Here is a 23,841-nt window from a genome sequence, read left to right as displayed (position 1 = left end):
CCTTGTACGCGTGCTTCAGCCGTCCCCACCCCGCAAACGCCGCGGCCGCCTCCTCCGAATCGGGGCGGCCTTCGTGGTCCTGCTCGCGGTCGCCGGTTACCTCGTGGTGCAGTACATCACCGGCGGCACCGGCGCGCCGGGCTGCAAGGTCGTCTCGGACGACGACGACGGCGCGACGTACGAGTTCACCCCGGAGCAGGCGGTGAACGCGGCGACGATCACCGCCGTGGGCACCGGACGCAACCTGCCCGAACGGGCCGTGACGATCGCGCTGGCGACCGCGCTGCAGGAGTCGGCACTGCGCAACATCGACCACGGCGACCGGGACTCGCTCGGGCTGTTCCAGCAGCGGCCCTCGCAGGGCTGGGGGACGCCGAAGGAGATCATGGACCCGGCGTACGCGGCGGGGAAGTTCTACGACCATCTGGTCGAGGTCCCCGGCTACACGCGGCTGCCCCTGACCGTCGCGGCACAGCGCGTGCAGCGCAGCGGTTTCCCGCAGGCGTACGCCAAGCACGAGCCGGACGCCACCCTGCTCGCCGCCGCCCTGACCGGACGGTCCGCGGCCACGCTGACCTGTGCGGGGCGCCCGGGCGCGAGCCGGGCCGAGGGGCCGGACGCGGTGCGCGACGCCCTCGTCCGGGACTTCGGGCGCGATGTGCTCCAGCCGGTGGGCGTGCAGGCGGGCGGCTCGTCGGCGCCCTCGCCGTCGGGCGGCTCCGACGGGCGGACGGTGACGCTGCCCACCGGGACGGGCTCGGACGCGGAGCCGGACCCGGAGCGGCGCGGCTGGCAGCTCGCGCACTGGGCGGTGGCCAACGCCTCCGCGCTGCGCATCGAGCGGGTCTCGTACGCCGGCCGGGAGTGGACCGCCGGGAACACCGACAGCCGGTGGCACCCGACGGGAACGGACGGCGCTCCGGGTGCGGAGCGGGCGGCGGGATCGGTCCGGATCACGACCGCGCGGTAGTGCGACCGTTCACCCGGGCGAGTCATCCGCGCGGCATACGGCCGGCGGGGCGTGCAGGTTTTCGCGCCGTCACCCTCGAATCGGCGCGAGCCCATGGGAACAAAGAGCTGTAAGGATTCGGCAGACTTTGCGACCGTACCCCTTTTGCCCGCTTTTCTGCGCAACCGATAATGCGACGCATTGCCAACTCTTTACGTTGTGCCGCCGCAACCTTCGCGGTCCTCGAGCGGTAGTCACTGCGTCCGAGCCCGGTAGATCAAGAGCCGGGGCGGTCCACCCCATCGTTCACTCCCGTCGAAGGAGCATCATGTCCCTCCCCCTGACCCGCCGGATCGCCCGTGCCGCGCTGCTCGTCGCAGCGGGAGCGGCTGCCGGGGTCGGTGCGGCCGGCTCCGCCAGTGCGGCTCCCGAGCTGCCGGCCACCCCCAACCTCGGCGGCATGACCGCCCTGGACGGGGCGAACGTCGGCAACACCGTCGACAGCGCTGCCCAGAACGTCACCGGGACCGCGGGCGACACCGGCAGCAAGACCGTCAAGAAGGCCGTGCCGGCGGTCGGCAAGACCGGTGGCTCGGTCGTCAAGAAGGCCACGCCCGCCGCGCAGAAGACCGCCGGGGACGCGGCCGGCTCCGCGGGGGACCTCGTCGGCGACACGGCGGGTTCGGCCACGAAGGGCGGGCTGCCCGGGGCCAAGACCCTGCCGGCCAAGACGCTGCCGGCCAAGACGCTGCCGGCGAAGGGGCTGCCGCTCGGCTGACGGTCGGCCTGCCGCCGGCTGTACTGCGACGGGGCCCGGGGTTCGTTCCCCGGGCCCCGTCGTCGTGCGTGCCTGCGTCGGTGCTCCGGGGTCCGTCGACCGGCTCCCGGCACTGTGGGCACGGCAGGCGCCGTTGCGGCCGGGCCGTCAGGCCAGCCTTTGCACCGCCGCGCGGACCCGCTCGTCCGTCGCAGTGAAGGCCACGCGGACGAAGCGGTCGCCCGCCGGGCCGTAGAAGTCGCCGGGTGCGACCAGGATGCCGCGTTCGGCCAGACGGGCCACCGTGTCCCAGCAGGACTCGTCGCGGGTCGCCCACAGGTAGAGGCTGGCCTCGCTGTGCTCGATGCGGAAGCCGTGGCCGAGGAGGGCGTCGCGCAGGGCGGTGCGGCGGGCCGCATAGCGCTCGCGCTGGACGCGGACGTGCTCGTCGTCGCCCAGGGCCGCCACCACGGCCGCCTGCGTCGGCGCGGACGTCATCATGCCGCCGTGCTTGCGGACCTCCAGGAGGGGGCCCAGGACGGCCGGGTCGCCGGCCAGGAAGGCCGCGCGGTAGCCCGCCAGGTTGGAGCGCTTGGAGAGGGAGTGCACGGCGACCAGTCCGTCGTACGAACCGCCGTTGACGTCCGGGTGCAGCACCGAGACCGGGTCGGCCTCCCAGCCCAGTTCCAGGTAGCACTCGTCGGAGACGACCAGGACGCCGTGCTCGCGGGCCCAGCCGACGATCCGGGTCAGCTCGGCCTTCGACAGGACCCTGCCCGTGGGGTTGGACGGGGAGTTCAGCCAGAGGAGCTTCAGGCCCGCCGGGTCCAGCTCGGTCGGGTCGTCGTACGCCTCGTACTCCGCGCGGGCCAGGCGCGCGCCGACCTCGTACGTCGGGTAGGCCAGGCGCGGGAAGGCCACCCGGTCGCCGGGGCCGAGGCCGAGCTGGGTCGGGAGCCAGGCGACGAGTTCCTTGGAGCCGACGATCGGCAGGACGTGGTGGTGGGTGACGTCACGGGCGCCGAGACGGCGCTCGACCCAGCCGGTGATCGCGTCGCGCAGTGCCGGGGTGCCCCAGACGGTCGGGTAGCCCGGGGAGTCCGCCGCGTCGATCAGGGCCTTCTGGATCGGCTCGGGGACCGGGTCGACCGGGGTGCCGACGGACAGGTCGACGATGCCGTCCGGGTGGGCGGCGGCCGTCGCCTTGTACGGCGCCAGCTTGTCCCAGGGGAAGGTGGGGAGTCGGTCGGAGACTGCGGACACGGTTCTGGCTCACTTTCTGCTGCGGACGAGCCCTCGTACAGCCGTCCCACGGCAAACGCCTCGGTCCCGTACGGCGACCGACGCGGGGGTCGATTCAGGCCGTACGGGACCGAGGCGGCACGGGTGCGGGCCGCTTCCGGGCCGCCCGGGTACTTACGCCTGCGGCGGCAGCGCGGCGATGAAGGGGTGGTCGCGCTCGATCAGCCCCAGCTTGCTGGCGCCACCGGGCGAGCCGAGCTCGTCGAAGAACTCGACGTTCGCCTTGTAGTAGTCCTTCCACTCCTCCGGAGTGTCGTCCTCGTAGAAGATCGCCTCGACCGGGCAGACCGGCTCACAGGCACCACAGTCGACGCATTCGTCCGGGTGGATGTACAAGGACCGCTGGCCCTCGTAGATGCAGTCGACCGGGCACTCCTCGATGCACGCCTTGTCCTTCACGTCGACACAAGGCTGCGCGATGACGTAGGTCACGCTGTCGTTCCTCCTCGATAGGGCGCTGGCGGGCCTCCTCAGGCTCCGCCGCCTGGCGCGCGGGAGCGCGGCGTCGTCGATGCCCGCCCCTAGTATCTCCGTTCTTGGGCATGATCCGAACAGGAGGGGTGAACCGACCCGTGGAAATCTCTGCCGCCGGGCGTCTTGAGGTCCGTATCACCGCTGCTGACGTGGGCAAACGAGTCTCCGTACGGCGCTTGAGCCATGCTGGTGTCACGGGTGAGAAGTTCACCGACACGGTCGGTGTTCTCACATCATGGGACGACGGTGTGCTGCTGATCACACGGAAGAGTGGCGAGACCGTCCGTATCGCGGAATCCTCCCTGGTCGCGGGGAAAGTCGTGCCGTCCGCTCCGGCGCGTCGGCGCGGACCCGCCGCCTCGTACGAGGAGCTGGCGCGGGTCGCCTCGCGGGCCTGGCGGCCGGTGGAGAGCGAACGGCTCGGCGACTGGGAGCTGAGGGCGGCCTCCGGGTTCACCCGGCGGGCCAACTCGGTGCTCCCGCTCGGTGATCCCAGCCTGCCGCTCGACGAGGCGCTGGCCGCCGTACGGCGCTGGTACGGCGAGCGGGCACTGCCCGCGTACATCCAGACAGCCACCGGCGCCGAGGGCACGCAGGAGCTGCTGTGCGCCGAGCTGGAGCGGCGGGGCTGGGTCCGGGAGGTGACGGCCGAGCTGTGGATCGGGGCGCTGGCACCGGTCGCCGACCGGGCGGAGGGGACCGGTGTGGTCCTCTCCCGGGAGGCGGACGAGGCGTGGCTCGCGCGGTACCAGCGCAAGGGTGTGAGCGATGTGGCGCTGCGGGTGCTGGGCAGCGGCCCGTCGGTGTGGTTCGCGACGGTGCCCGGCGAGGACGCGCCGGCCGCGATCGGGCGGTGCGTGGTGGACGGGCGATGGGCCTCCTTCGCAGCCGTCGAGGTCGATCCGGCGCAGCGGCGCAGGGGGCTCGCCACCGCCGTGCTGGGCGCGCTGGCCCGGCGGGCGCTCGACGAGGGCGCGTCGGCCGCCTGGCTCCAGGTCGAGACGGACAACGCGGCGGCTCGGGCGCTGTACGCCGGGATGGGCTTCACGGCGCACCACGCGTACCACCACTACCGCGAGCCCGAAACCGCCGGGACGGACCGGTACTGATCGCCTCGAGAGGGCACGAGCCAGCTATGCGTCACCCCCATCCCCCACCGCCCGAACGTTCCGCCGAGCTGCGTCGGCGGTTCGCCGAGGAGGCGCGCTCCGAGCGGCCCGATCTGTCCGCGCTGTGCCTGCTGGTGGGCGCGGAGGCGGACGGCACGCTGGACGAGGCGGGCCTGGACGCCGCGCAGATGGAGCTCGACCGGCTCGCCGGACAGCTGCCGTTCCGGCCGGGCACGCCGCGGGCCTGGGCGGTGGCGCTGCGGGACCTGCTCGGCGAGCGGTACGGGTTCCACGGCGTCGCAGCGGACTACCGGCGCCTGGAGTCGTCGCTGCTGCACGAGGTGCTGCGACGCAGGCGCGGCCTGCCGATCCTGCTGTCGGTGGTGTGGCTGGAGGTGGCCCGGCGGGCGGGGGCCCCGGTGTACGGGGTCGCGCTGCCGGGGCACTTCGTGGTCGGCTTCGGGCCCCAGGAGGGGCAGGTGCTCGCCGATCCGTTCGACGGGGGGCGGGTGCTCACCGGCGGCGATGCGGAGATGCTGGTGGCCGGGGCGACGGGGGCGCCCCTGCATCCGTCGATGCTCGAGCCGGCGGCGCCGCTGGACGTCGTGTCGCGCGTCCTGAACAACATCCGGGCGTGGGCCGCGGCCCGCCCCGAGCGGTCGGACGTGGGGCTGTGGGCCGTCGATCTGGCCCTGCTGCTGCCCTCGCATCCGGCGCGCCTGCGGTACGAGCGGGCACAGCTGCTGGTGCAGCGGGGGGAGTTCGTGGCGGGGGCCGTGGAGCTGGACGCGTACGCGGAGGTGGTGGGGGCCGTGGACGAGGTGGCCGCAGAGCGGGTGCGGGCGGAGGCCCGGGCGGCGCGGGCGATGCTGAACTGAACGTCTGCCGTGCGGGCGGGGCGGACGCCGCTCGGCGCTGCGAGGAGCCTCCCCCGGAGGGGGTTGTGCCCCCAGCGCCCACCCGTGCCGCCCTGGGGGTACCTCCCAGGCCGTCCAGCCACTGGGGGAGGCGCGACTGCCCTCAGGCGGCGGCAGCCGGCGAGGGGCGCCCGGTGTGCGCCGGGTGCCCCTCGTGGACGCGCGTCAGCTGGGGTCGGTGTCGATGACGCCGATGCGGTTGCCCGTGCTCTTCAGCGCCGGGCGCAGGGCGCCGATCACGTCCTGGACGGTGACCGGGGTCTTCTGGCCGGTGGCGCGGGTGATGAGCACGCCGTCGAAGGTGTCGCCGTAGAGCTTCTGCAGCGCGGCCGTGTCGTAGTACTCGACCAGCTTGCCGTTCTGCGCCTTGACGCCGAGGAACTTCCACAGCGACTTCTCGGGGCTGAACGAGACGGTGTGCGCGGCGTCGGTCCGGACCGTGACCAGGCCGGACATCGCCGGCTCGGCGAACTCCTTCATCATCCGGTCGACCTCGGCCCTGGAGACCGTCGGCTGCCGGCCGGTCGTGGGGACGTTCACCGGGGTGGAGGTGCCGGTCTCGACCTGGGTGCGGTACGCCTCCTCCACCGCCTCCGTCGACTTGGCGACGTCGATGCCCTTGCCCGCCTTGCCGTACACGGGAACGGCCTTGCCGGACTTGAACTCGATGGTGCCCTCGGTCACCGATCCCGCGCCGCCGGCCGCGTCCTGGAGGGCGGCGTGCAGCTTCTCCTCGTCGACGGGCATGACCGGGTCGACGACCCGGTGGTTGCCGAAGAGCGAGCCGATCACGGAGACGGGGTTGTAGTCGCTCTGCGCCGCCGTGCCGACCGTGGCCTGCGCGTCGAACTGCAGGCCCGCCTGCTCCGGCTTCAGCGAGACGCTCTCGCCGCCCACCGTGAGCTTCAGCGGCTTGTTCACCCGGGCGGCGAGGGCGTCGTCCAGCTTCTCGACGGCGTCGTCGCGGGTGCCGCCGCCGATGTCGACGCCGAGCACGGTGGTGCCCTTGGGCACGTCGGAGTGGTTCATCAGCAGCCCGGCACCGTACGCGACACCGGCGATGGCGATCACGCCGCCGCCCAGCAGCGCGAGCTTGTTCCGCCCCTTCTTCTTGGGCGGCCTGGCGGAGCCCGCCGGGGGCGGCGAGACCGGCTCGGGCAGCTTCGGCGGCGTGTGCGGCAGCGGCCCGTCGGTGGGCGCTCCACCCTGGAACGGCACGTTCCGGTCGCTGGGTACGACGGGGATGCCGCTGGTGAGGGTGTTCCCGGAGACGTTGTCCGGGTTGCCGAAGCCGAGCGCACCGCCCGGCGGTTCGGGGGCCGGCTTCTGCGGGGTGAGGATCGCGGTGTCGTCGCTCAGCCCACCGCCGGGGCCGCGGCCGGCGCCGGGGCCCGTGCCGGTCATGGCACCGGGGCCGCCCATGGTCCGGGGGCCGCCGGCAGCACCCGGTCCGCCCGGGCCGCCCGGTGTTCCGGGACCGGCCTGGCCGCCGGGGCCGCGCAGGCCCTTGGGCTCGCCGGACAACCCGGGTACGCCGGGTACCGGCGGCACGGCGGGCGCACCGGTCCCGCGGGGCCGTCCGCCACCGGGCTGCGCCGGCAGCGGGCCGTCTCCGGTGACGGGGCCGCCGGTCGGTCCCATGGGGCCCTGACCGTTCCGCCCGCCGGGCGCCTTCCGGTCGTCGCGTCCGTTCTCCGAGAAGTACGGCAGGTCGTCACGGCGCGGCTCGCCGCCGGCGTCGGCCCCCGGGCGCGTTCCATTGCCCAGCGGGCCCGACGCCAGGGCCTCGGTCACGTCGAAGGAGCCGGTGCCGCCGCCGTGACCGGGCGCCACGGGGCCGCCGGTCGCTCCGGGCAGGCCCGCACCGTTGGTGGAGCCGGACCGGGAGCCGCCCGGCACGTTCATGGAGCCGACCACGCCACCGGGGCGTCCGCCGCCGGCACCCGGCCGCGCACCGCCGGGCGCACCGGCACCGGAAGCACCGGCGCCCGTACCCGCGCCCGAGGCACCGGGGTCTCCCGGCGCGCCGGGCGCACCGGAACCGCCCGCCGGCCCGGGGGTCTTGGCGGGGCCGCCGCCCTGACCGCCCTTGCCCGCCGACGACTTGCGGGGCGCGAACCAGTCGCTGGTCGGCTTCTCCTCGGCGGACGGGGGGTGCTCGGCGGGAGACTCGACGGCGGCCGAGGGCGCGGGGACGCTCGGCGTGACGCTGCCCGGCGCGGAGGACTCGGTCGGCTCCGGGTCGCCCTCGCCGCTCTCGGCGTCCGCGACGGGCTTGCGCACGACGACCGGCGGAATCGGCCTCGACCCGGGGATGTTGATCCGGATCCGGGTCGTCAGCGTCGTCTCGGTCTTGCGTTCATCCGGCCGCGTGGCCGAACGGCCCGCGTCCGCACCGTCGCCGGAAGCCGTCGGGGTCCCGTACGGCGGCGTGCCGGAGGGGTATGCGGCTCCGCCGCGCCCGTGGGGCCCGGAGGACGGACTGTCAGTTTCACGACTCAAGGCAGGTTCTCCCGGTTGGCTCCGCCGCCCGTCACGTCACGATTTCTCAAGCGGGCGGCTCGGCGGCGCGCACCACCATACTGGCCGCTTCTCGCGTGTATCCCATGACCGCTGGGGAAACCATCACCGGACTCGCACGCCCACGGTATGGCGAAGTGGTACGTCACTTGCCAAGTCGGGCGGCGTCGCCGTCCGGTTGCCGCACCGGCGCGAGGGTGGCGCACATCACAGCGACGGCGATGCCGCCGAGCAGGAAGAGATAGGAGCCGCTGCCCGCGGCGAACACGAAGTCGCCCTCCGGACGGCTGGTGGTGAGCAGCACCACGGCGAGCGCCCAGCCGACGGCGGGCGCGACGGCCCCGCCCCTGCGGCCGACGGCCCGGCCCGCGCCGACGCACAGGCCGGCCTCGGCGGCCAGGGCGAGCAGCAGGCCGCCGGGGAACCACGCGGACTGCATCAGGGCCCCGGCCGCGCCGACCACGGCGCCCAGGACGAAGAGACCGAGGTAGAGGACGATCCTGCCGGGGGAGGGCGGGCGCAGCGGCTGCGCGAGCATCGAGCCGTCCTTCGCGGGTGCGGTCCGGTCGCTCATGACGCCTCCCCGATTCCGGCGAACAGGTCACTCTCACGCCCGTCGACGACCGCTCGCTCGCCGCGCACCTGTTCGTAGTACTCGGTGGTGAAGACCGGCTGAGCCAGCTCGTTCGAGAGCGCGAAGTACGGTTCGGCCAGCGTGATCTGTGTGGCGTGCGCGCGCATCGCGGCGGCCTTGGCGCCGGCGTACGCCGTCCCGTCGCCGCGGATCTCGGCGGTGATCCGCTCCTCGCCGACGACGCCCGGCACGTCCTCGACGCCGGCCGCCTTGGCGAAGGGCAGGCCGGGCAGGTCGTCGTCGAGGCGGGCGAAGGCCCGCTCGGCGACCGGGCGCGGAACCCGGTTCCAGTAGACCTTGGCGATCGGACAGCCGGCCTCGGCGGCCAGTTCGGCGGCGCGCATGGCGATGCGGTGCGCCTGGATGTGGTCGGGGTGGCCGTATCCGCCGTCGGGGTCGTAGGTGACGAGGACCTGCGGGCGCACCTCACGGATCACCTCGACGAGGAGGGCGGCGGCCCGGTCGACGTCCGCCTGCCAGAGGCAGTCGGGGTCGTCGTTGTCGGACAGGCCCATCATCCCGGAGTCGGTGAACCGGCCCGGTCCGCCGAGCAGCCGGAAGTCCTCGACGCCGAGCGCGCGCATGGCGGCCGTCAGCTCACCCAGGCGGTGCTCGCCCAGGGCGGCCCCCGTCAGATGCGCGAGGCCGGGCGGGATGACCTCGCCCCGCTCGCCGAGGGTGCAGGTCACCAGCGTCACGTGGGCGCCTTCGGCCGCGTACCTGGCCATGGTGACGCCGTTGTTGATCGACTCGTCGTCCGGGTGCGCGTGCACCAGCAGCAGACGCCGGGCGGGCAGTTCCGTCATGGACTCCACCCTACGAGGCGTTCTCCCGTTCCCCTCACCTGGCGCGGTCCCCACCCGCACGGCGAATCGTGACGGCTCCGATACGGAAGGTGGTGGAGCGGTTCGTCGCAGCGCGTACGGCCCGGGCAGCGATCCTCGAACGCGACCCGGCACCTGAACTCAGGGTGGCGGGACGCGAAGAGCATGCGGGCCCGGCTCGCCCTCACGCCGGGCGCCGGGGCGGAGTTCGTCCCCGGCGTACGCGGCCGACCGTCGGGGACGCCCGCTCCGGGCGTCCCCGTCCCGTCAGAAGTTGATGCTGCCGATCATGCCCGCGATGTTCGACGTCAGTTCGCTGATCGTGGGTGCGATGGTCGAGGAGGCGAGGTAGAAGCCGAGGAGCATGCAGACGATCGCATGCCCCGCCTTCAGTCCTGACTTCTTGATCAGCAAGAAGACGATGATCGCCAGCAGCACCACCGCCGAAATCGAGAGTGCCACGGCGGCTCACCTCCAAAGGAACCCAGGGACATGGGGGGTCGGACGCAGTCGGAACCATGGGGGCAGATAAATCCACACAGCGGGCACCTGGTTGATACCCACTATGCGCTAGTGATCATAACTATCCGTACGCGCGCATCGATCGGCGCACAGCCGCACAAGGGGGCGCATGGCCAATATGGTCGGGGCATGACGATCGAGTCCGACTCCTTCCCCAAACGGCACGCCCGCACCCAGCGGTTCACGCTCGGCGCGCCGCGTTCGTTCACCGTGGCACCCGATGGTTCCCGTGTCGCCTTCCTGCGCTCCTCTTCCGGTACGGACCGGGCGAATTCGCTGTGGGTCCTGGACGTTCCGGACGGCGGGGAGCGCGTGGCGGCCGACCCGCGCGCCCTCCTGGGCGGTGCGGAGGAGCACCTGTCACCCGAGGAGCGGGCGCGCCGTGAGCGCAGCCGTGAGGGTGGCGCCGGCATCGTCGGATACGCCACCGACGCGGCCGTCGAGTTGGCGTCTTTCGCCTTGTCAGGACGGCTGTTCGCGGCCGAGCTGCGGGCCGGGACGGCACGGGAGCTGGCCGTTCCCGGCCCCGTGATCGACCCGCGGCCCTCCCCCGACGGACGGCACATCGCGTACGTCGCACAGGGCGCCCTGCGGGTCGTGGGGGCCGAGGGCGGGGACGACCGGGTGCTGGCCGGACCCGACGCGGAGGGGGTCTCGTACGGGCTGGCCGAGTTCATCGCCGCCGAGGAGATGGGGCGGCAGCGGGGCTTCTGGTGGTCCCCCGAGTCGGACCGGCTGCTGGTGGCACGCGTGGACGACACGCCGGTCGAGCGGTGGTGGATCTCCGACCCGGCCCACCCGGAGCGTGATCCACAACACGTGCCGTATCCGGCGGCGGGTACCGCCAACGCGGACGTGCGGCTGTTCGTGATCGGCCTGGACGGGGGGCGCACGGAGGTCGTCTGGGACCGGGCGCGGTACCCGTATCTGGCGCGAGTGCACTGGTCAGCGGCGGGTGCGCCGCTGCTGCTCGTACAGGCGCGCGACCAGCGCAGTCAGTTGTTCCTGGCCGTGGACGCGGAGTCGGGGACGACGCGGATGGTGCACGCCGACGAAGATCCAACTTGGCTGGAACTGTTCCCCGGAGTGCCCTGCTGGAGCCCCTCCGGGCAGCTGGTGCGGATCGCCGACGAGGGCGGCGCGCGGGTCCTGGCGGTCGGTGAACGGCCGCTCACCGGAGCGCAGTTGCATCTGCGGGCGGTACTGGACGTCTCCGACCACGACGTGCTGGTTTCGGCGTCGGCGGGCGAAGAGGCGGCCGATCCGGAGACGGGCGAAGTGCACGTGTACCGGGTGAACGAACTCGGCGTGGAGCGGGTGTCGCAGGAGCCCGGCGTGCATTCGGCGGTGCGCGCCGGGGGCGTGACCGTTCTCGTCTCCGCCACGCCGGCCAGGCCGGGCGCCAGGGCCCAGGTACTGCGGGACGGGAAGCAGCTGGCGGTCGTCGCCTCTTACGCCGAAGATCCCGGTTTGTCCCCGCGCGTGACCCTTACCCAGGGGGGCGCACGCCGTGTCCCGTGCGCCGTGCTTATGCCAACGGACTACCACGGTGACACCTCCCTGCCGGTCCTGCTCGACCCCTACGGCGGTCCGCACGGCCAGCGCGTGGTGGCCGCGCACAACGCGCACCTCACCTCGCAGTGGTTCGCCGACCAGGGTTTCGCGGTGGTCGTCGCCGACGGGCGCGGCACTCCGGGGCGGTCGCCCGCCTGGGAGAAGGCGATCAAGGACGACGTGGCCGCGGTCGTCCTCCAGGACCAGGTGGACGCGCTGCACGCCCTGGCCGCCGACTTCCCGCTCGACCTGAGCCGCGTCGCCATCCGGGGCTGGTCCTTCGGCGGCTATCTGGCGGCCCTGGCCGCACTGCGCCGTCCGGACGTCTTCCACGCGGCGATCGTGGGCGCCCCGGTCACCGACCTGCGGCTGTACGACACCCACTACCAGGAGCGCTACGTCGGCCACCCGGAGGAGCAGCCGGACGTCTACCGCCGCAACTCGGTGATCGACGACGCGGGCCTGGTCGACGCCGCCGAGCCGCACCGTCCCATGATGATCATCCACGGGCTGGCGGACGACAACGTGGTGGTCGCCCACTCCCTGCGCCTGTCCTCGGCCCTGCTGGCGGCCGGCCGCCCGCACGAGGTACTGCCCCTGTCGGGCGTCACGCACATGACCCCGCAGGAGTCGGTCGCCGAGAACCTGCTCCTGCTCCAGGTGGACTTCCTCAAGCGCGCCCTGGCATAGCGGCGCAAACGCGCACGAACTTCGTTAACACGCAGGCAACTTCCCGGAAGCGGCACCGATATACGGACGCGCGATGCTCAGCAGCGTACGGCCGTGCGGGTGCCGTGAGCGGGCCGGAGTGCGCCATGTCACTCCGGCCCGCTGCCGTGCTCGCCGCCTTCCTCGGGCGGCACCGCCCGCCCCGGCGCGGAGCGCCACATCGGCAGGGTCTCGGCGAAGTGGCACGCCGAGTCGTGGGCCGCAGGCCCGGAGGTGTCCCGGAACTCCTCGGGGACCGCGAGCGCCGGCACCTCCAGGGCGCAGCGCTCCCGCGCCTTCCAGCAGCGGGTGCGGAAGCGGCAGCCGGAGGGGATGTCGGTCGGGGACGGGACGTCGCCGGTCAGCATGATCCGCTCACGGTGCTCCCGGGCCTCCGGGTCGGGCACGGGCACGGCGGACAGCAGCGCCTGGGTGTAGGGGTGCGTGGGGTGGTCGTAGATCTCGGCGTCCCGGCCGGTCTCCACGATGCGGCCGAGGTACATCACGCCGACGCGGTCGGAGATGTGCCGGACGATCGACAGGTCGTGGGCGATGAAGATGTAGGAGAGGTCGAACTCGTCCTGGAGCCGTGCCAGCAGGTTGATCACCTGTGCCTGGACGGAGACGTCGAGGGCGGAGACCGGCTCGTCGGCGACGATGATCTCGGGGCGCAGGGCGAGGCCGCGGGCGATGCCGATGCGCTGGCGCTGTCCGCCGGAGAACTGGTGCGGATAGCGGTTGATGTACTCGGGGTTGAGGCCGACGACGTCCAGCAGGTGCTGGACCCGCTTGCGACGTTCGCCCTTGGGAGCCACCTCGGGGTGGATGTCGTACGCCTCCCCGATGATGTCGCCCACCGTCATCCGCGGGTTGAGGGAGGTGTAGGGGTCCTGGAACACCATCTGGATGTTGCGCCGGACCGCCTTCAGGGCCTTGCCGGACAGCCGGGTGATGTCCTCGCCCTTGTAGCGGATCTCCCCCGCCGTCGGCCGCTCCAGATGGACCAGCATCTTGGCGACCGTCGACTTGCCGCAGCCGGACTCGCCGACGATGCCGAGGGTCTCGCCGCGGTCGAGGTGGAAGTCGACGCCGTCGACCGCCTTGACCGCGCCGATCTGCCTCTTGAAGAGGATGCCCCGGGTCAGCGGGTAGTGCTTGACGAGGCCGCGGACCTCGAGGATGGGCTCAGCCATGCAGGCACTCCCTCCAGAAGTGACAGGCGCTCCCGCGTTCCGCGTCCGACTCGGTGACGTCGTAGAGCGGTGGTACGTCGGTGCGGCAGACCTCCTGGGCCATCGGGCAGCGGGGGTGGAAGGCGCAGCCGGGCGGGATGCGGGTGAGGTTGGGCGGCAGGCCCTTGATGGCGTAGAGCTCCCGGCCCTTCTGGTCCAGCCGGGGGATGGAGTCGAGCAGACCGCGGGTGTACGGATGCGCCGGCGCCTTGTAGATGTCGTGTACCGGGGCCGACTCCACGATCCGGCCCGCGTACATCACGGCGATCTTGTCGGCCACGTCCGCGACCACGCCCAGGTCATGGGTGATCAGGATGAGCCCCATGCGGAACTCGCGCTGGAGTTCCGCGAGCAGCTCCATGACCTGCGCCTGGACGGTGACGTCGAGGGCGGTGGTCGGTTCGTCGGCGATGATCAGCTTGGGTTCCAGGGCCATCGCCATGGCGATCATGATGCGCTGGCGCATACCGCCGGAGAACTGGTGCGGGTACTGCCGCACCCGCTCCCGGGCGGCGGGGATCCGTACCCGGTCCATCAGCTCGACGGCCTTGGCGCGGGCGTCCTTCCTGGACATGCCGCGGTGCACGGTGAACATCTCGCCGAGCTGGTCGCCGACGGTGAGCACGGGGTTGAGGGACGACAGCGCGTCCTGGAAGATCATCGCCATCTCGGCGCCACGGACCTTCCGGCGTTCCTCCTCCTTCAGCTTCAGCAGGTCGCGGCCTTCGAAGAGGACCTCGCCCGCGGTGATCCGGCCCGGAGGCATGTCGAGGATGCCCATGACCGCCTGGGCGGTGACGGACTTGCCGGAGCCGGACTCGCCCAGCACGGCGAGGGTCTCGCCCGCCTCCACCGCGTAGCTGACGCCGTTGACGGCCCTCGCGACGCCGTCCCTGGTGTGGAACTCCACGTGCAGGTCACGCACTTCGAGCAGCATGACGGCGGCTCACCTCAGCTTCGGGTCGAGGGCGTCGCGCACCGCGTCGCCGAGCATGATGAACGCGAGCACGGTGACCGCCAGCGCTCCGGAGGGCCACAGCAGGGCGTGCGGGGCGTTGCGGACGTAGGGGGATGCGGCGGAGATGTCGATGCCCCAGGACACGCTGGGCGGCTTCAGCCCGACGCCGAGGTAGGACAGGGTGGCCTCCAGCGCGATGTAGGTGCCGAGCGCGATGGTCGCCACGACGATGACCGGGGCGACGGCGTTGGGCGCGATGTGCCGCAGGAGCAGCCGGGAGTTGGAGGCGCCGAGGGCGCGGGCGGCCTGGACGTAGTCGTTCTGCTTGGCGGTGATGACCGAGCCGCGGGCGATGCGGGAGATCTGCGGCCAGCCCAGCAGCACGATGAAGCCGATGACCGGCCAGACGGTGTTGCTGGTGATGACGGACAGCAGGACCAGACCGCCGAGGACGACGGGGATGGCGAAGAAGACGTCGGTGATCCGGGACAGGATCGAGTCCCCGACGCCGCCGAAGAACCCGGCGAGCCCGCCGAGCACGCTGCCGAGGACAGCGACGCCGAGGGTTGCGAGGACGCCCACCAGCACCGAGGTGCGGGCGCCGTAGACGGTGCGGGTGTAGACGTCGCAGCCCTGCCCGTCGTACCCGAAGGGATGGCCGGGCTGGGACCCCTCCTGAGCCTTGGACAGCTCGCAGTGGAGCGGGTTGCCGGGGGCGATCAGGGACGGCCACACGGAGATGACGACCAGGAAGAGGATCACCAGGCCCGAGATGATGAAGACCGGGTTGCGGCGCAGGTCGTGCCAGGCGTCGGACCACAGGCTGCGCGGCCGGCCGCCGAGGTCGGACGACCCCCCCGGCCCGGATCCCCCGGGTCCGTCCGGGGTCCCTTCCAGGGTCGTCGCCTCGCTCGCGGCGAGGTCCATCTGACCGCCCGTACCGGTGCCGGCGATGGCGCGCTCTGGTTCGTACGGCGGCTGCTCAGGCATAGCGGATCCTCGGGTCGAGTACGGCGTACAGCAGGTCGACGAGGAGGTTGGCGGCCAGGAAGACCAGGACGAGGACGGTGACGAAGCCGACGACGGTCTGCGTGTTCTGCCGGAGGATGCCCTGGTAGAGCTGGTAGCCGACGCCGTGGATGTTGAAGATCCGCTCGGTGACGATGGCGCCGCCCATGAGGGCGCCGATGTCGGTGCCGATGAAGGTGACGACCGGGATGAGGGAGTTGCGCAGCAGGTGCCGGGTGATGACCCGGCGCCGGGGCAGGCCCTTGGCGATGGCGGTGCGGACGTAGTCGGAGCGCCGGTTCTCCGCGATGGAGGTGCGGGTCAGCCGGGTGACGTACGCCAGCGACACCGAGGCCAGGACCAGGCCGGGGACGATCAGCTCGTCGAAGGGGGCCTCGGGGGAGACCGACGGCCTGATCCACTCCCACTTGACGCCGAGCAGCAGCTGGAGCAGCAGGCCGGTGACGAAGGTGGGGACGGAGATGACGACGAGGGTGAGCACCAGCACCGTCGTGTCCACGGGGCGTCCGCGGCGCAGACCGGTGACGACGCCGAGGGTGATGCCGATGACGATCTCGGCGACGATGGCCACGATCGTCAGGCGGATGGTGACCGGGAAGGCCGTCCCCATCAGCTCGGTGACCGGCTGGCCGTTGAAGGCGGTGCCGAAGTCGCCGGTGAAGACGTTGCCCATGTAGGTCAGGTATTGCTGCCACACGGGCTTGTCGAGGCCGAACTCCTTCCTCAGCTGGGCGGCCGTCGCCGGGTCGCACTCCCGTTCACCGCACAGGCCGGCGATGGGGTCGCCCATCACGTTGACCATCAGGAAGATCAGCAGCGTGGCCCCGATGAAGACCGGGATCATCTGGAGCAGCCGCCGGACGACGTACCGTCCCATGACGCCCTCAGCCGACCTTGATCTCGTTGTAGACCGGGACGCTGAACGGGTTGAGCTTCACGTCGGACAGCCGGTCCGAGTAGCCGGCGCTGCCGTTCTGGTACCAGAGCGGGATGGCGGCCATGTCGTCCCGGACGACCTCCTCGGCCTGCTGGAAGGTCCGGACGGCCTTGGCGGTGTCGGTCTCGGCGTTGGCCTGGTCGACGAGGTCGTCGAACTCCTTGTCGGACCACTTGCCGTCGTTGGAGGAGGCGTTGGTGTAGTAGAGCGGCTGGAGGAAGTTCTGGATGAGCGGGTAGTCCATCTGCCAGCCGGCGCGGAACGGGCCGCTCATCTTCCGGCCGGTGATCTGGTTGCGGAAGTCGGCGAAGGTGCCGACCGGGTTGCCGACGCAGGCTCGGTCGTTGCCCAGGGCGTTGTTGATGGAGTTGCAGACCGCGTCGACCCACTGCTTGTGGGAGCCCGAGTCGGCGTTGTAGGTGATCTTGACCTGTCCGCCGGGCAGCCCGCCGCCCTCCTGGATCAGTTTCTTCGCCTCGTCGGGCCGGTACTCGCAGGACTCCCCGCACAGGCCCTCCTTGAAGCCGCCGTCCTCGCCGAGCACGGGTGAGGTCCAGTCGGTGGCGGGGGTGCGGGTCTTCTGGAAGATCGTGTTCGTGATCTGCTCGCGGTCGATCGCCATGGACAGGCCCTTGCGGACCTTCTCCGATCCCTCCTTGCTCCAGTTCTGGTCGTAGTACGGGAAGGCGAGCGTCTGGATGATGCCGGCCGGGGTGTTGATGTAGCGGTCGCCGAGGTCGCTCCGGACGTTCTTCAGCTGAGCGGCCGGGACGTCGTCGGCCAGGTCGAGGTTGCCGGCCAGCAGGTCGGTGTAGGCGGTGTTGCTGTCGGTGTAGACCTTCAGGTCGACGCCGCCGTTGCGGGCCTTGTCCGCGCCGGGGTACTCCTCCCACTTGCGCAGGGACATCTGGGAGCCGCGGGTGTAGTTGTCCACCATGTACGGACCATTGCCGACCGGCTTCTTCAGCCAGGCGTCGTGGTCGTCGAAGAAGGCGCGGGGCAGCGGGGCGAAGGCGGCGTAGCCGAGGGTCTCCGGGAACGACGAGAACTTCTGGTTGAGCTTGACGGTGAAGGTGAGCGGGCCGGTGACCTTCAGTCCGGACAGGGTGTCGGCGCTCTGCTTGCTCCCGTCCGCGGGGTGGACCTTGTCGTAGCCGTCGATGTAGCCGAAGAAGTAGGCGTTGCGCTGGTTGTTCCTCAGGCTGGCGCCGTAGTTCCAGGCGTCGACGAAGGACTGTGCGGTCACCTTCTCGCCGTTGCTGAACGTCCAGCCGTCCTTGACGGTGATCGTGAAGTTCTGCGAGTCGGAGGTCTCGATCTTCTGGGCGAGCATGTCCTGGGCCTCGCCGGTGTCCGGGTCGTACTTCTTCAGCCCCCGGAAGATCATGTCGAGGACCTTGCCGCCCTGCACCTCGTTGGTGTTGGCGGGCTCCAGCGGGTTCTGCGGGTCACCCCACGAGGAACTGAGCACGGCGGCACTGCCGCTGCCGCCTCCCCCACCTCCGCAGGCCGCCGCCGCGAGGGCTACCGCCGCCGTGCATGCGGCCCTTTTGGCGTGCGTGGCTCCGCGCATGGTGCCTCCTCGTGCCCTGACTCGTCCACTGATCCATTACCGGCCAATATCAGCGCAAAAGGTGCCCCTCGCACACGCATACCTCCCTTTGGAGGACCCCTCCACTCGGACGCCGACACCCACGGGCGGAGCAGGCGAATCCGCATACCCCGCCACAAAGGATCTCGAACAGTCGACGCAACGGGTCCTCACGAACCGATGCCGAACCGTTGGATTGCGGACCCGAGGTGTACACATCTCGACGACTTGGCGTCCGCTTATCGAACACGTTGCCCGATTAGCGTAATTGGCCCGACATAAGGCACGGATCGATCACAGCACGCTACCCGCGTAGCTACGAAGTGATCAAGGGAAGGCAAAGAAAGTAAAGAGAAAGCCAAGCCGACCCGGATTTTATTGACCTTGAGCGAATTGCGTTGAAAAAGTCCGGCGTAGCCCGTAGGGGAGTGTGCCCTGCGGAGTCATCAGACCCTCCCTTGGGCCAGGAGCACCATGACCCCCCCAACTCCATCAGCGGCTGCCCCGCTCGAGGTGACCGACGAGAGCGTCGACAGGTCGCCCGCGCCCGCCACCCCCAAGGGCAGCGAGAGCCGCTCTCCCGGCCGCCTGGCCTGGAAGCGCTTCAAGCGAGACCGCACGGGCGTCATATCCGCCTGCATCGTGATCTTCTTCTTCGCGATCGCGCTCGCGGCCCCGCTCATCGCCAAGGTCTACGGCAAGGACCCGTACACCACGTACGCCAGCGAGCGTCCGGAACTGCTCAACGCCTTCGCGTACCCGGCCGGCCCCAACGGCGGCATGAGCTCGGAGTTCTGGTTCGGCATCGAGCCGCAGCTCGGCCGTGACGTCTTCACCTTCCTGCTCTACGGCATCCGCACCTCGCTGGGCATCGCCCTGGCCGCCACCCTGCTGACCTGCGTCGTGGGCGTCGTCGTCGGCGTCACGGCGGGCTACCTCGGCGGCAGGACGGACTACTTCGTCGGCCGGGTCATCGACATCCTCCTGTCGTTCCCGTCGACCCTGTTCTTCATCGCCTTCATGCCGGTCGTCTACGGCCTCTTCGTCGCCGACGACGAGAACATCCCGACCGCGCTACGGGCGGTCTCGCTCATCCTGGTGCTCGCGGTGTTCGGCTGGGCCTCCCTCGCCCGGCTGCTGCGCGGCCAGGTACTCGGCCTGCGGGAGCGGGAGTTCGTCGAGGCGGCCAAGGTCACCGGCGCGTCGCCGTGGCGGATCGTCTTCAAGGAACTGCTGCCCAACCTGTGGACGCCGATCATCATCCAGTCCACGCTGATGCTCCCGGCCTTCGTGACCGCCGAGGCCGGCCTGGCCTTCCTCGGCGTCGGCATCATCGACCCGACCCCGGACTGGGGCGTCATGATCCAGCGCGGCGCCCAGTTCTACACCGAGGACATCACCTTCATGCTCTTCCCGGGCCTGTCGATGGTGATCTTCGTCCTCGCCTTCAATCTGCTCGGCGACTCGGTGCGCGACGCGCTCGACCCGAAGTCCAAGCGCTGAACCGTTCGTTCCATCCGGCTCGTTCAACGCCGTCCGGCCGGCCCAACCGTCCCGTTTGCCCTCTTCTGGCAGGTGTCCCATGTCTTTCTCCCGTAGAAACTTCCTCATCGCCACCGGCGTGGTCGCGGCCTCGTCCTCGGTCCTGACCGCGTGCGGCGGCGAGGGCGGCGGCGGTTCCGCCAAGAACGACGCCCCCAAGGTCAGCGGCAGCAAGACCATGAACATCCCGGTCGGTACCAAGGCCGACTCGACCGGCCCGGCCCCCGAGGTCAAGGGCGCGGTGAAGGGCGGGACGGCGTACTCGCTGGACCAGTTCGACATGGACCACATGGACCCGGCGCAGATCTACGTCTCGACCGAGGCCGCCATCACCGTGCCGATCATGCGCGGTCTGACGGGCTACAAGATCGACGACAAGGGCGGCTGCACCCTCGTCGGCGACGCCGCCACCGACGCCGGCACGATGAAGGACGGCGGCAAGACCTGGTCCTTCACGCTGAAGGACGGCCTGAAGTGGGAAGACGGCTCGGACGTCACCATGGACGACCTCCGTCACACCTTCGAGCGCCTCTTCGCCTCGTTCGTCACCGAGGGGCCGATCTACGTCCAGTCGTGGCTCGAGGGCGGCGACAAGTACAAGGGCCCCTACGAGGGCAAGCACCTCGACTCGATCGAGATCGACGGCAAGACCATCACCTTCCGCCTCAACGAGGCGCACGGTGACTTCAACTACACCCTCGCCATGCGCGGTTACTCCCTGGTGCCGAAGAAGCACGACACCAAGGAGAAGTACGACAAGCGCCCGTTCTCCTGTGGTCCGTACAAGATCGAGAGCCGTCAGGTCGGCAAGTCGATGACCTACGTGCGCAACGAGCACTGGGACCCGAAGACGGACTCGATCCGCAACGCCTACCCGGACAAGTTCGTCTTCCAGTTCGGCTTCCAGCCGCTGGCCTCCACCGACCGCTTCATCGCGGACAAGGGCAACGACCAGTACTCGATGGTGATCTTCAACGAGGTCGCCGCCGAGCGCATCGCCCAGGTGCTCACCAACGCCGAGCTGAAGAAGCGCGTCCTCACCCAGGTCGACACGGTCACCTACTACTGGCCGATCAACACCACCCGCATCAAGGACGTCAAGGTCCGCCAGGCCATCAACTACGCCTGGCCGCACCAGCAGCTGCAGACGATCCGCGGCGGCGCCGCCAGCACCGAGATCGCCACCACCATCCTCAGCCCGGTCACCCCCGGCCACGAGAAGTTCGACCTGTACGGCACGACCAAGAAGCCCGGCGGCGACCCGGCCAAGGCCAAGGCGCTGCTGAAGGAGGCCGGCAAGGTCGGCCAGAAGCTGGTCATCGCGTACCAGCAGTCGGACAACGCCGTGAAGCAGGCCGTCGCGATCAAGAACGCCCTGGAGGCGGCCGGGTTCGAGGTCGTCAACAAGCAGGTCGACAAGTCGACCTTCTACACGCAGATCGGCAAGATCGACAACGAGTACGACCTGTTCGCCGCCGGCTGGAGCCCGGACTGGCCGAACGGCTACTCGGTCTTCTACCCCTGCTGGCACGGCGAGAACATCGGTGACGGCCGCAACAACTACGCCCAGCTCAACGACACGGGCGTGAACAAGGCCATCGAGGCGGCATCCAAGATCACCAACCCGGAGGAGGCCAACAAGGCCTGGGGCGCCATCGACCGCCAGATCATGGAGCTGGCGCCGGTCGTCCCGGACTACCACTCCATCCGCAACTGGATGTACGGATCGAAGATCGGCAACGTCGTGTACGACGCCGGCAACACGTGCATCGCCCTCTGCAAGATGTACGTCAAGAAGTAAGCGCGCACGATCCCTCGGGGCGGCCACCACCCGCACGGCCGCCCCGAGGGGCCCACCCCCCTTCACCCCGGCGACGGCGCCCCGTCCGGAAAGTCACGCCCCATGCTCCGCTTCCTAGTCCGCCGAGTCTCCGGCGCGATGGTCATCCTGCTGATCATCAGCGCCGTCACCTTCTGGCTCTTCTACGCAGTTCCGCGTGACCCCGCGATGATGTCCTGCGGCAAGAACTGCACGCCGGAGGCGCTGGAGCAGATCCGGCAGAACCTGGGCATCGACGAGTCGATCATCATGCAGTACTGGCACTGGCTCGTGGGCGTCTTCGCCGGCCGCGACTACGGCGGGTACGGCTACTGCGACGCGCCCTGCCTCGGCTACTCCTTCGCCAACAGCGAGCCCGTCTTCGGCACGATCATGGACCGGCTGCCGCTGACCCTCTCGCTCGCCTTCGGCTCGGCCGTCGTCTTCCTGATCGTCGGTGTCGGCGCCGGCATGCTCGCCGCCGTCAAGCAGGGCAGGTTCCTGGACAAGTTCGCCAGCTCCGTGTCGCTGCTCGGCTCCTCGCTGCAGATCTACTTCGTCGGCTACATCGCGATGTACTTCCTGGTCGCGCAGCTCGGCATCCTCAGCCAGCCGTCGTACACGCCGCTCACCGAGAACCCGGCCGCATGGTTCTCCGGACTGCTGCTGCCCTGGCTGGTGCTGTCGATCATCTTCACCGCCAACTACACCCGGATGACGCGCTCCCAGTTGGTGGAACAGCTCAACGAGGACTACGTCCGCACCGCCCGGGCCAAGGGCCTGTCCCGGTCGAACGTCTTCTTCCGGTTCGCCTGGCGTGGCGCGATGGGCCCCATCGTCACCATCTTCGGCATCGACCTCGGTGTTCTGATCGGCGGCGCGATCATCACCGAGTCGGTCTTCTCCCTGCAGGGCGTGGGCCGGCTCGCGATCCAGGCCGTTGACCAGAGCGACCTGCCCATGCAGTTGGGTGTGACCGTGCTGGCGGCCGGCGCGATCGTGTTCTTCAACATCATCGTCGACGCCGTCTACGCCCTCATCGACCCGCGAATCCGGCTCGCCTGACCTCCGCCCGCAGCCGCCACTTCCCACCGCCCCACCCGGCGACCCCCCGCATCACCTCCTGGAGCGTCCCCGTGACGAGCACCGATCAGCAGCCCTTCCTCTCCGTCAGGGACCTGAAGGTCCACTTCTCCACCGAGGACGGCATCGTTAAGGCCGTCGACGGGCTCTCCTTCGATCTCGCCAAGGGCAAGACGCTCGGCATCGTGGGCGAATCGGGCTCGGGCAAGTCGGTCACCAACCTGACGATCCTGGGCCTGCACGACCGGGACCGCACGGCCATCGAGGGCGAGATCGTCCTCGACGACAAGGACCTGCTCACCGCCTCCGAGCGGGAGCTGGAGCGGCTGCGCGGCAACAAGATGTCCATGATCTTCCAGGACGCGCTGGCCTCGCTGTCGCCGTACCACACCATCGGCAAGCAGATCGGCGAGACGTACCGCAAGCACACCGGTGCCTCCAAGAAGGAGGCCCGGGAGCGGGCGATCGAGATGCTGCGCCGGGTGGGCATCCCGCAGCCGGACGTGCGGGTGGACGACTACCCGCACCAGTTCTCCGGCGGTATGCGCCAGCGCGCGATGATCGCGATGGCGCTGGTCTGCGACCCCGAGCTGCTGATCGCGGACGAGCCGACCACGGCCCTCGACGTGACGGTCCAGGCGCAGATCATGGACCTGCTCAAGGACCTCCAGCAGGAGTTCGGCACCGCCATCATCTTCATCACCCACGACCTCGGTGTCATCGCCGACATCGCGGACGACGTGCTGGTGATGTACGGCGGCCGGTGTGTGGAGCGCGGCACCAAGCACGAGGTCCTCCGCACTCCGCAGCACCCTTACACCCTGGGCCTGATGAGCTCCATGCCGAGCCTGGACGGACCGGTGGACGTTCCCCTGTCGCCGATCCCGGGCTCGCCGCCCTCGCTGCTCAACCCGCCCTCCGGTTGCCGCTTCCACCCCCGGTGCGCCTTCGTCGAGAAGGTGCCGGGCGGACGCTGCTCCACGGAGCGGCCCCTGCTGGACGTGGTCGACGGCCGGGGCTCGGCCTGTCACCTGCCGCCGGAGCAGCGCAGGGAACTCTTCGCCGACTTCGCCGGCGCTCGGCACAACTGACGTACAAGAGACGGGACTTCACCATCATGAGCAACGCGGAACCGCTCCTGGACGTCAGCGGTCTGACCAAGCACTTCCCGGTCAAGGGCGGCTTCCCGATCCCGCGCACGGTCGGCGCCGTCCAGGCCGTCGACGGGGTCGACTTCCAGGTCGCCGAGGGCGAGAGCCTCGGCCTGGTCGGTGAGTCGGGCTGCGGCAAGTCGACGACCGGCCGGCTGATCACCCGCCTGCTGGAGCCGACGGGCGGGAAGATCCTGTACAAGGGCCAGGACATCTCCCACGCCAAGCG

The 23,841-nt window shown here is 70.6% G+C and carries 21 protein-coding genes; 10 read left to right on the top strand and 11 right to left on the bottom strand.

Features of this window, described 5'->3' with window-relative positions:
• The first annotated feature begins 10 nt into the window (after nucleotides 1-10).
• Together IE260_RS17280 and IE260_RS17275 are read left to right on the top strand one after the other, a co-directional pair.
• Nucleotides 11-970 carry a VldE C-terminal domain-containing protein gene (locus IE260_RS17280; protein ID WP_189872794.1) on the top strand — a complete coding sequence of 320 codons (960 nt, stop codon included), beginning with the start codon at nucleotides 11-13 and terminating at the stop codon, nucleotides 968-970.
• Between the two features lie 307 nt (nucleotides 971-1,277).
• Nucleotides 1,278-1,727 carry an ATP-binding protein gene (locus tag IE260_RS17275; RefSeq protein ID WP_189872793.1) on the top strand — a complete coding sequence of 150 codons (450 nt, stop codon included), beginning with the start codon at nucleotides 1,278-1,280 and terminating at the stop codon, nucleotides 1,725-1,727.
• Between the two features lie 147 nt (nucleotides 1,728-1,874).
• On the opposite strand, the gene IE260_RS17270 is transcribed toward IE260_RS17275, so the two are convergent.
• Together IE260_RS17270 and fdxA are read right to left on the bottom strand one after the other, a co-directional pair.
• The gene (locus IE260_RS17270) at nucleotides 1,875-2,969 is read right to left on the bottom strand and encodes a bifunctional succinyldiaminopimelate transaminase/glutamate-prephenate aminotransferase (protein ID WP_189872791.1); all 1,095 of its coding nucleotides are present in this window, start codon (nucleotides 2,967-2,969) and stop codon (nucleotides 1,875-1,877) included.
• Between the two features lie 153 nt (nucleotides 2,970-3,122).
• Nucleotides 3,123-3,440: a ferredoxin gene (fdxA, locus tag IE260_RS17265; protein ID WP_004926152.1), complete on the bottom strand. Its 318-nt coding sequence runs from the start codon at nucleotides 3,438-3,440 to the stop codon at nucleotides 3,123-3,125.
• Nucleotides 3,441-3,580: 140 nt separating this feature from the next.
• Between fdxA and IE260_RS17260 the strand changes: the two genes are divergently transcribed.
• Nucleotides 3,581-4,591, top strand: a complete 1,011-nt coding sequence (locus IE260_RS17260) for a GNAT family N-acetyltransferase (protein WP_189872789.1) — start codon at nucleotides 3,581-3,583, stop codon at nucleotides 4,589-4,591.
• A gap of 26 nt (nucleotides 4,592-4,617) precedes the next feature.
• On the top strand, nucleotides 4,618-5,469 hold the full coding sequence (locus tag IE260_RS17255; protein ID WP_189872787.1) for a transglutaminase-like and tetratricopeptide repeat-containing protein: 852 nt from the start codon (nucleotides 4,618-4,620) through the stop codon (nucleotides 5,467-5,469).
• Between the two features lie 204 nt (nucleotides 5,470-5,673).
• Here IE260_RS17255 and IE260_RS17250 read toward each other — a convergent pair whose 3' ends face one another.
• The 4 genes from IE260_RS17250 to IE260_RS17235 form a co-directional block, all read right to left on the bottom strand.
• Complete coding sequence (locus IE260_RS17250) at nucleotides 5,674-8,010, bottom strand: hypothetical protein (RefSeq protein WP_189872785.1); 2,337 nt, start codon at nucleotides 8,008-8,010, stop codon at nucleotides 5,674-5,676.
• A 163-nt stretch (nucleotides 8,011-8,173) separates the two neighbouring features.
• Nucleotides 8,174-8,602: a DUF6113 family protein gene (locus tag IE260_RS17245; RefSeq protein WP_189872783.1), complete on the bottom strand. Its 429-nt coding sequence runs from the start codon at nucleotides 8,600-8,602 to the stop codon at nucleotides 8,174-8,176.
• Nucleotides 8,599-9,468, bottom strand: a complete 870-nt coding sequence (mshB, locus tag IE260_RS17240) for an N-acetyl-1-D-myo-inositol-2-amino-2-deoxy-alpha-D-glucopyranoside deacetylase (RefSeq protein ID WP_189872781.1) — start codon at nucleotides 9,466-9,468, stop codon at nucleotides 8,599-8,601. Before mshB ends, IE260_RS17245 begins: the two co-directional genes overlap by 4 nt.
• A gap of 285 nt (nucleotides 9,469-9,753) precedes the next feature.
• Complete coding sequence (locus tag IE260_RS17235) at nucleotides 9,754-9,948, bottom strand: hypothetical protein (RefSeq protein WP_189872779.1); 195 nt, start codon at nucleotides 9,946-9,948, stop codon at nucleotides 9,754-9,756.
• A gap of 189 nt (nucleotides 9,949-10,137) precedes the next feature.
• Here IE260_RS17235 and IE260_RS17230 point away from each other — a divergent pair, with 189 nt between their 5' ends.
• Entirely contained in the window at nucleotides 10,138-12,252 is a 2,115-nt protein-coding gene (locus tag IE260_RS17230) for a S9 family peptidase (RefSeq protein ID WP_189872777.1), read from the top strand.
• A gap of 128 nt (nucleotides 12,253-12,380) precedes the next feature.
• On the opposite strand, the gene IE260_RS17225 is transcribed toward IE260_RS17230, so the two are convergent.
• Genes IE260_RS17225 through IE260_RS17205 form a run of 5 tightly spaced genes read right to left on the bottom strand, consistent with a single transcriptional unit; the run spans nucleotide 12,381 to nucleotide 17,999 of the window.
• Nucleotides 12,381-13,463 carry an ABC transporter ATP-binding protein gene (locus IE260_RS17225; RefSeq protein ID WP_189872775.1) on the bottom strand — a complete coding sequence of 361 codons (1,083 nt, stop codon included), beginning with the start codon at nucleotides 13,461-13,463 and terminating at the stop codon, nucleotides 12,381-12,383.
• Nucleotides 13,456-14,439, bottom strand: coding sequence for an ABC transporter ATP-binding protein (locus tag IE260_RS17220; protein WP_189872773.1), 984 nt, complete (start codon nucleotides 14,437-14,439; stop codon nucleotides 13,456-13,458). The genes IE260_RS17225 and IE260_RS17220 overlap by 8 nt, the downstream gene beginning before the upstream one ends.
• Nucleotides 14,440-14,448: 9 nt before the next feature.
• Nucleotides 14,449-15,450, bottom strand: a complete 1,002-nt coding sequence (locus IE260_RS17215) for an ABC transporter permease (RefSeq protein ID WP_189872771.1) — start codon at nucleotides 15,448-15,450, stop codon at nucleotides 14,449-14,451.
• A complete protein-coding gene (locus IE260_RS17210) occupies nucleotides 15,443-16,366 on the bottom strand; it encodes an ABC transporter permease (RefSeq protein ID WP_189872769.1) in 924 nt (307 codons plus the stop codon). The genes IE260_RS17215 and IE260_RS17210 overlap by 8 nt, the downstream gene beginning before the upstream one ends.
• Nucleotides 16,367-16,373: 7 nt before the next feature.
• Nucleotides 16,374-17,999 (bottom strand): peptide ABC transporter substrate-binding protein, encoded by a 1,626-nt coding sequence (locus IE260_RS17205; protein ID WP_189872767.1) that lies wholly within the window; start codon nucleotides 17,997-17,999, stop codon nucleotides 16,374-16,376.
• A 492-nt stretch (nucleotides 18,000-18,491) separates the two neighbouring features.
• On the opposite strand from IE260_RS17205, the gene IE260_RS17200 reads away from it, so the two are divergent.
• The 5 genes from IE260_RS17200 to IE260_RS17180 all read left to right on the top strand — a co-directional run.
• Entirely contained in the window at nucleotides 18,492-19,520 is a 1,029-nt protein-coding gene (locus IE260_RS17200; protein ID WP_229880843.1) for an ABC transporter permease, read from the top strand.
• 79 nt (nucleotides 19,521-19,599) lie between these two features.
• Nucleotides 19,600-21,360 (top strand): ABC transporter substrate-binding protein, encoded by a 1,761-nt coding sequence (locus tag IE260_RS17195; protein WP_189872765.1) that lies wholly within the window; start codon nucleotides 19,600-19,602, stop codon nucleotides 21,358-21,360.
• A 102-nt stretch (nucleotides 21,361-21,462) separates the two neighbouring features.
• On the top strand, nucleotides 21,463-22,443 hold the full coding sequence (locus IE260_RS17190; protein WP_189872763.1) for an ABC transporter permease: 981 nt from the start codon (nucleotides 21,463-21,465) through the stop codon (nucleotides 22,441-22,443).
• Nucleotides 22,444-22,514: 71 nt separating this feature from the next.
• On the top strand, nucleotides 22,515-23,552 hold the full coding sequence (locus tag IE260_RS17185) for an ABC transporter ATP-binding protein (RefSeq protein WP_189872761.1): 1,038 nt from the start codon (nucleotides 22,515-22,517) through the stop codon (nucleotides 23,550-23,552).
• A 26-nt stretch (nucleotides 23,553-23,578) separates the two neighbouring features.
• Nucleotides 23,579-23,841 (top strand): ATP-binding cassette domain-containing protein (locus IE260_RS17180; RefSeq protein WP_189872759.1); only part of this gene is annotated, 263 nt, incomplete at its 3' end.

Source organism: Streptomyces viridiviolaceus (genome assembly GCF_014650995.1).
Lineage (GTDB): Bacteria > Actinomycetota > Actinomycetes > Streptomycetales > Streptomycetaceae > Streptomyces > Streptomyces viridiviolaceus.
Note: the sequence above shows the minus strand (reverse complement) of the source record. Positions and strands in the feature narration are given on the sequence as shown.

What these genes read in the sequence shown, in the direction of transcription:
- IE260_RS17275 (WP_189872793.1), top strand. Translation starts at nt 1,278, where the DNA reads ATGTCCCTCCCCCTGACCCGCCGGATCGCCCGTGCCGCGCTGCTCGTC.
- IE260_RS17205 (WP_189872767.1), bottom strand. Translation starts at nt 17,999, where the DNA reads ATGCGCGGAGCCACGCACGCCAAAAGGGCCGCATGCACGGCGGCGGTA.
- IE260_RS17190 (WP_189872763.1), top strand. Translation starts at nt 21,463, where the DNA reads ATGCTCCGCTTCCTAGTCCGCCGAGTCTCCGGCGCGATGGTCATCCTG.
- IE260_RS17195 (WP_189872765.1), top strand. Translation starts at nt 19,600, where the DNA reads ATGTCTTTCTCCCGTAGAAACTTCCTCATCGCCACCGGCGTGGTCGCG.
- IE260_RS17210 (WP_189872769.1), bottom strand. Translation starts at nt 16,366, where the DNA reads ATGGGACGGTACGTCGTCCGGCGGCTGCTCCAGATGATCCCGGTCTTC.
- IE260_RS17220 (WP_189872773.1), bottom strand. Translation starts at nt 14,439, where the DNA reads ATGCTGCTCGAAGTGCGTGACCTGCACGTGGAGTTCCACACCAGGGAC.
- IE260_RS17255 (WP_189872787.1), top strand. Translation starts at nt 4,618, where the DNA reads ATGCGTCACCCCCATCCCCCACCGCCCGAACGTTCCGCCGAGCTGCGT.
- IE260_RS17225 (WP_189872775.1), bottom strand. Translation starts at nt 13,463, where the DNA reads ATGGCTGAGCCCATCCTCGAGGTCCGCGGCCTCGTCAAGCACTACCCG.
- mshB (WP_189872781.1), bottom strand. Translation starts at nt 9,468, where the DNA reads ATGACGGAACTGCCCGCCCGGCGTCTGCTGCTGGTGCACGCGCACCCG.
- IE260_RS17200 (WP_229880843.1), top strand. Translation starts at nt 18,492, where the DNA reads ATGACCCCCCCAACTCCATCAGCGGCTGCCCCGCTCGAGGTGACCGAC.
- IE260_RS17215 (WP_189872771.1), bottom strand. Translation starts at nt 15,450, where the DNA reads ATGCCTGAGCAGCCGCCGTACGAACCAGAGCGCGCCATCGCCGGCACC.
- IE260_RS17230 (WP_189872777.1), top strand. Translation starts at nt 10,138, where the DNA reads ATGACGATCGAGTCCGACTCCTTCCCCAAACGGCACGCCCGCACCCAG.
- IE260_RS17245 (WP_189872783.1), bottom strand. Translation starts at nt 8,602, where the DNA reads ATGAGCGACCGGACCGCACCCGCGAAGGACGGCTCGATGCTCGCGCAG.